General features: G+C 60.0%; 5 protein-coding genes. All 5 read left to right on the forward strand.

Going from position 1 to position 6,911, the window contains the following annotated elements; all coding sequences use genetic code 11:
• Positions 1 to 516 precede the first annotated feature (516 nt).
• The 5 genes from glgB to RDM88_RS10830 all read left to right on the forward strand — a co-directional run bounded on the left by glgB (position 517) and on the right by RDM88_RS10830 (position 6,791).
• Positions 517 to 2,535 (forward strand): 1,4-alpha-glucan branching protein GlgB, encoded by a 2,019-nt coding sequence (gene glgB, locus RDM88_RS10810; RefSeq protein WP_308754850.1) that lies wholly within the window; start codon positions 517 to 519, stop codon positions 2,533 to 2,535.
• Positions 2,536 to 2,559: 24 nt separating this feature from the next.
• Positions 2,560 to 3,771, forward strand: coding sequence for a glucose-1-phosphate adenylyltransferase (locus tag RDM88_RS10815; RefSeq protein WP_308754851.1), 1,212 nt, complete (start codon positions 2,560 to 2,562; stop codon positions 3,769 to 3,771).
• A gap of 4 nt (positions 3,772 to 3,775) precedes the next feature.
• Positions 3,776 to 4,903 (forward strand): glucose-1-phosphate adenylyltransferase subunit GlgD, encoded by a 1,128-nt coding sequence (gene glgD, locus RDM88_RS10820; protein ID WP_308754852.1) that lies wholly within the window; start codon positions 3,776 to 3,778, stop codon positions 4,901 to 4,903.
• An 85-nt stretch (positions 4,904 to 4,988) separates the two neighbouring features.
• Positions 4,989 to 6,425, forward strand: coding sequence for a glycogen synthase GlgA (glgA, locus tag RDM88_RS10825; protein ID WP_308754853.1), 1,437 nt, complete (start codon positions 4,989 to 4,991; stop codon positions 6,423 to 6,425).
• A 186-nt stretch (positions 6,426 to 6,611) separates the two neighbouring features.
• Positions 6,612 to 6,791 carry a hypothetical protein gene (locus RDM88_RS10830; RefSeq protein ID WP_308754854.1) on the forward strand — a complete coding sequence of 60 codons (180 nt, stop codon included), beginning with the start codon at positions 6,612 to 6,614 and terminating at the stop codon, positions 6,789 to 6,791.
• Positions 6,792 to 6,911 lie beyond the last annotated feature (120 nt).

Below are 6,911 nucleotides of genomic sequence, written 5' to 3' on the forward strand. Positions count from 1 at the left end.
CACTAGGCCTGCGGGCCGTCGGGGCCCGGCAAGCTCCGCCGCTCGCTGAGCGGAAAATCTAAAACCGCCCGCCGGGGCGGTCGTCGGCGGGACACGCCTCCGACACTAGGCCTGCGGGCCGTCGGGGCCCGGCAAGCTCCGCCGCTCGCTGAGCGGAATATCTAAAGCCGCCCGTCGGGGCGGTCGTCGGCGGGATACGCCTCCGACACTAGGCCTGCGGGCCGTCGGGACCCGGCAATCTCCGAGCGGCAAATCAAAGAACAATTTCCCCCACCATTTACATGCCAAAACGACATAGAATTCATGTTATAATAAAATCTCGCGGGCCTCTGACGGCGGGCGGACGGCTGCAATTGGAAAATATCGTTAGGCGAAAGGAACAGGAATGTGCATAAAATATATGCAATATCAATAAAATGGTTGGAAAGTTTTCATTGTTTTTACTCGATATTTCACAAGAAATACTTGAAAGACGCTCCAAAAACTGTTAAACTATAAAAAAGGGAGGTGAGGGCAATGGTTAAGCCAAAAAAAACCAAGACGAAGGACAGCTTTCCATTGTATCTGTTTCATCAGGGGACGAACTACAAAGCCTATGAGTACCTAGGCGCCCATCCCTGCCGCAAGGATGATGAAGCCGGGTTTGTGTTCCGCGTGTGGGCCCCCAACGCCGTGGCGGTATCGGTCGTCGGCGATTTCAACGACTGGGACCCGGACGCGAATCCGATGACGCTTCTTGAGGATCATGCGGTTTGGGAATGCATGATTTTCGGTCTCAGGCAATATGATTTATATAAGTTCTGCGTGAAGACCAAAGATGGACGCGCCCTGATGAAGGCGGACCCTTACGCCTTCCATGCCGAGACCCCCCCGGAGACGGCCTCCAAGCTGTACGACATCGAGGGCTACGAGTGGAACGACGGCGCGTGGTTTGCGAGCCGCCAGGGCTTCAATCCCTACCGCAGCCCGGTCAACATCTATGAGATGCACCTCGGCTCCTGGCGGCGCTACCCCGACGGCAACCCCTACGACTACCGCAGGACCGCCGACGAGCTGGTCGAATACCTGAACGACATGGGCTACAACTTCGTCGAGCTGATGCCGGTGATGGAGCATCCCTACGACGGTTCGTGGGGCTATCAGGTGACGAGCTATTTCGCGCCGACCTCCCGTTACGGCACTCCGCACGACTTTATGTACTTTGTGGACAGGTGCCATCAGTCGGGCATCGGCGTGATCATGGACTGGGTGCCCGCGCACTTCCCCAAGGACGCGCATGGCCTCTATGAGTTCGACGGCCAGCCGCTCTACGAATACGAGGACGTGCACAAGCGCGAGCACGCCCACTGGGGGACCCGCATCTTCGACTACGGGCGCAACGAGGTCGTGAGCTTCCTCACCTCAAGCGCGATGTTCTGGGTGGAGAAATACCACATCGACGGCATCCGCGTCGACGCGGTGGCCTCGATGCTCTACCTCGATTACGGGCGCGAGGACTGGGAGTGGCTGCCCAACGTCAACGGCGGCCGCGAAAACCTCGAGGCGGTGGCGTTCCTCCAGAAGATGAACACCGCCGTGCTCACCGAGCATCCGAGCGCGCTGATGATCGCGGAGGAGTCGACCGCGTGGCCGATGGTCACGAAGCCCGCCTATGTGGGCGGGCTCGGGTTCAACTTCAAGTGGAATATGGGCTGGATGAACGACATGATCGCCTATACGTCGCTCGACCCGATCTTCCGCAGCTACAACCACGACAAACTGACCTTCAGCCTGTTTTACGCCTTTTCGGAGAACTTTATCCTGCCGATCTCCCACGACGAGGTGGTGCACGGCAAGTGCTCGCTCATCAACAAGATGCCGGGCGACTATGCGATGAAATTCTCCGGCATGCGCACCTTCCTCGCCTACATGATGACCCATCCGGGCAAGAAGCTGCTCTTCATGGGGTGCGAGTTCGCGCAGTTCATCGAGTGGAACTACAAGCAGCAGCTCGACTGGATGCTGCTCGACTACGAGTCCCACCGGCAGATGCAGCAGTTTGTGCGCGACCTCAACCACTTCTACCTCGCGAACGCCTGCCTGTGGCAGGTGGAGGACTCGTGGGACGGCTTCAACTGGCTGGCGCACGACGATCACGCGCGGAACATCATCGTCTTCCGCCGCATCGACGAAAACGGCGGCGACCTCGTGGTGGTCTGCAACTTCGCGCCGGTGACGCGGGAGGACTACCGCATCGGGGTGCCCGACGCGACGAGCTACGACGAGATCTTCAACACCGATGACGTGAAATACGGCGGCAGCGGCGTGGTCAACCGCGGCGCGATCCGGGTGAAGAACCAGCCGGACCACGACATGAAGCAGTCGATCACGCTCACGGTGCCGCCGCTGGCGGCGGTCTTCCTCAAGGGCCGGCCGCGCAGGGCGGAAAAAAAGGCCGTCCGGGCGAAGACCACGGTGAAAAAGGCCGCGAAGGCCCCGGCCGAAAAGCCTGTTGTGAAGAAAGAGCGCAGGAAACCCCAAAACCAGGGGACTTGAGCCATCAACAAAGGGGGTAACAACATGTTCAAGAAGGAATGGATTGCCATGCTGCTCGCGGGCGGGCAGGGCAGCAGGCTGTACACGCTGACGCAGAACCTCGCCAAGCCGGCGGTGCCCTTCGGCGGCAAGTACAGGATCATCGATTTCCCGCTCTCCAACTGCATCAACTCGGGGATCGACACGGTGGGCGTGCTGACCCAGTACCAGCCGCTCGTGCTCAACGAGTACATCGGCAACGGCCAGCCGTGGGACCTCGACCGCGCCAACGGCGGCGTCTTCGTGCTGCCGCCCTACCAGAAGTCCTCCGGGTCCGACTGGTACACCGGCACGGCGAACGCCATCTACCAGAACATCAACTTCATCGACCGCTATGAGCCGGAATACGTCCTGCTCCTCTCGGGCGACCACATCTACAAGATGGACTACGAGAAGATGCTCGCCTACCACAAGGAGAAGAACGCCGACTGCACGATCGCGGTGCTGCAGGTCCCGATGGAGGAGGCCAGCCGGTTCGGCATCATGAATACATACCCGGACGGCACCATCTTCGAGTTCGAGGAGAAGCCGCCCCAGCCCAAGAGCAACCTCGCGTCGATGGGCATCTACATCTTCACCTGGGAGAAGCTGCGCCGGTACCTCATCGAGGACGAGGCCGACCCGCTCTCCACCAAGGACTTCGGCAAGAACATCCTGCCGGCGATGCTCGGCGACGGGCAGAAGATGGTCGCCTATCCGTTCGAGGGCTACTGGAAGGACGTCGGCACGATCGACAGCCTGTGGGAGGCGAATATGGACCTGCTCGACCCGAAGGTCCCGCTCGACCTCTACGACGACAGCTGGAAGATCTATTCCCGCAACCCCGTCATGCCGCCGCATTACATCGCCGACGGCGCGGTGGTGCAGAACTCGATGGTCACCGAGGGCTGCACGATCGCGGGCAGCGTCGACTTTTCCATCCTCTTCGCGGGCGTGACCGTCGAGGAGGGCGCGGTGGTGCGCGATTCGATCATCATGCCCGGCACGGTGATCCGGAAGGGCGCGGTCGTCGAATACGCGATCGTGGCGGAAAACTGCGAGATCGGGGAGGGGGCCGTGATCGGCCAGAGGCCCGAGAACGCCGAGAACAGGGACAACTGGGGAATCGCCGTTGTCGGTAACGGCATCAAAATCGGCGCGGGCGCGGTGGTGGCCCCCAAAGCGATGATCGACAAAGACGTTCAGGGGGTGCAATAAGGACATGAGAGAAAATAAAGTAATGGGGATTATTTTCTCCAATATGCACGACAGCATGCTCGGCGAGCTGACCGAGCGGCGCACGACCGGCTCGGTGCCCTACGGCGGACGCTACCGCCTGATCGACTTCGTGCTCTCGAGCATGGTCAATTCCGACATCCAGGACATCGGCATCATCACCAAGCAGAACTACCAGTCGCTGATGGACCACGTGGGCGCGGGCCGCGCGTGGGACCTCGCCCGCAAGCGCGGGGGCCTCGTCATCCTGCCCCCCTTCGCGAGCAGCCATGGCAGCGGCATCTACCGCGGCCGCCTCGAGGCGCTCCAGGGCGCGATGAGCTACATCAAGCACAACAACGCCAAATATGTGCTCCTCTGCGACAGCGACATCATCGCCAACATCGACCTGCGCGAGATGATCAACGAGCACATCAAATCGGGCGCGCAGATCTCGATGATGTTCAAGACCACCGAGGTCTCCGCCGAGAGCGCGCGCGACACCACGACGCTCGCCTTCGACGAGGAGACGAGGGACGTCACCGACATCTCGGTGCGCCCCGACGTGCGCGGCACCCAGCATGTCTACATGAACGTCATGCTGCTGGAAAAGACGCTGCTCGAGCGGCTGGTCGGCGAGGGCAAGAGCCACGACCAGTATTCGCTCATCCGCCACGCCATCCAGCCGGCGGTCGGCAAGCTGAACATCAAGGCGTATGAGTTCGGCGGGTACACCCACAAGATCTCGGGCATGAAGAGCTACTTTGCCGCCAACATGGAGCTGCTCGATCCGAAGGTGCGCGCCGAGCTCTTCCCGAAGGAGCGCCCCGTCTTCACCAAGGTGCGCGACCAGGTGCCGGTCAAATACGGCCTGTCGGCGCGGGTGGGCAATTCGCTGATCGCCGACGGTTGCATCATCAACGGCGACGTGCAGAACTGCATCATCTTCCGCGGCGCCAAGATCGGGCGCAACGCCGTGCTCAAAAACTGCATCATCATGCAGGACACCTATGTCGGCGACAACGCCCACCTCGAGTACGTCATCACCGACAAGGATGTGCTCATCAAGGACTCCCGCGTGCTGATCGGATATGAGACCTATCCGACCTATATCGCCAAGGGGAACAGCATCTGACCGGAAGGCCATTCGCACAGGGGCGGCTATGCCGCCCCTGTCCTCACAGCAGACCGGCCATGCCGGCGAATACAGGAGGAAAAACATGAGGATTTTATATGTGGCGAGCGAAGCGACCCCGTTTATCGCGACCGGCGGACTCGCCGACGTCGCGGGCTCCCTGCCGCGGGCGATCCGCAGCAAGCAGCACGCGTGCAGGGTCGTCGTCCCGCTCTACAGCTCGATCAAGCCCGAGCTGCGGGAGAAGATGCAGTTCGTGTGCAGCTTCTACGTTCCGCTCGGCTGGCGCAACCAGTACTGCGGCGTCTTTGAGAGCAATTACAACGGCGTTAAATATTACTTCCTCGACAACGAGTACTATTTCAAGCGGGACGGCGGCATCTACGGCTTCTACGACGACGCGGAGCGGTTCGCCTTCTTCTCCAAGGCCGTCTGCGAGATGATCCAGTACGTCGATTTCGACCCCGAAATCCTGCACTGCAACGACTGGCAGACCGCGATGACGCCCGTCTACCTCAACCTCTTCTACCGCCACCTCGACAAGTACAAGGACATCAAGACGGTCTTCACCATCCATAACATCCAGTACCAGGGCAAATACGGCATGGAGATCGCGACCGACGTGCTGGGCCTCCCCTACTACGCCGCGCCCACCATGCTCTACGACGGATGCCTCAATATGATGAAGGCGGCCATCGAGGTGTGCGATTACGTCACGACGGTGAGCCCGACCTACGCCAAAGAGATCACCGACCCGTGGTTCTCCCACGGCCTCGACCGCCTGCTGCGCGCCAACCAGCACAAGCTGATGGGCATCCTCAACGGCATCGACACCCAGAGCTACAACCCCGAGGCCGACCCGGCGCTCTACGCGAACTTCGGTCCCGAGACGATCGAACGGAAATACGTCAACAAGACCGAGCTGCAAAAGACGATGGGCCTCAAGCAGGATAAGGATACGATGCTGATGGGCGTCGTGACGCGGTTCGTCGCGCACAAGGGCATCGACCTCATCCAGTACATCTACGAGGAGCTGATGAAACGGGAGCTCCAGATCGTGGCGCTCGGCTCGGGCGACTACATCTTCGAGAGCTTCTTCCAGGAGATGCAGGCCAAATATCCCGGCAAAACGGCGGTGCGCATCGGATTCATCCCCGACCTCGCGCGCAAGATCTACGCGGGCGCGGACTGCTTCCTCATGCCCTCCAAGAGCGAGCCCTGCGGGCTTGCCCAGATGGTGTCCCTGCGCTACGGCACCCTGCCGATCGTGCGCGAGACGGGCGGCCTCAAGGATTCGATCACCGACATGGGGATGAACCTCGAGGGCAACGGCTTCACCTTCAAGACCTACAACGCGCACGACATGCTCGGCGCGATCGACCGGGCCAGCGGGCTCTATTACAACCGCGAGGTCTGGCCCAAGGCGGTCCAAAAGGCGATGGCCTGCGACTTCTCGTGGGACCGCTCGGCGGGCGAGTACATCGACATGTACCACAGGATTCTGGGAGAGCTGGGCGGCTGATCAGAGAAAAATGCCGGGGCGGGTATCTTTCGATACCCGCCCCGGTTTTTTGCGCGCACAACCGTTTCCCCAAAATCGCCGCGCAAATTATGTGTACTTAAATTAAGTACACCAACAACATTATAAACCCCAAAAAGTCTAAAATCAAGACATAATAAGTACAAAATTAGTCTTGGTGGTGAGGACTTGGAAAAAAGTAAGCATCTGGGGCTTCATATCGATCCCGATACCCACGCGAAGCTCCAGTATATCGCAAAATATTACGGACGTTCGATCAGCGGACAGGTCCTCTTCCTTGTGCGGGAGTGCATCCGCGGATTTGAACGCGAAAACGGTGAGATCGACGTCAATGAGGAGTCGCGTTAGCGGCTCCTTTTTTTGGGGGCTTTTTTTCTTGAAAAAAGTCCCCCAAACCCCTCAAAAAAGCGCCTGAAGCAGGGCCTGCGGGCCCGGGCTCAGGGCTCCGCCCTCGAAAAGGCCCGGCGT

Origin of the sequence: uncultured Anaerotruncus sp. (assembly GCF_902490045.1) — a bacterium.
Lineage (GTDB): Bacteria > Bacillota > Clostridia > Oscillospirales > Ruminococcaceae > Anaerotruncus.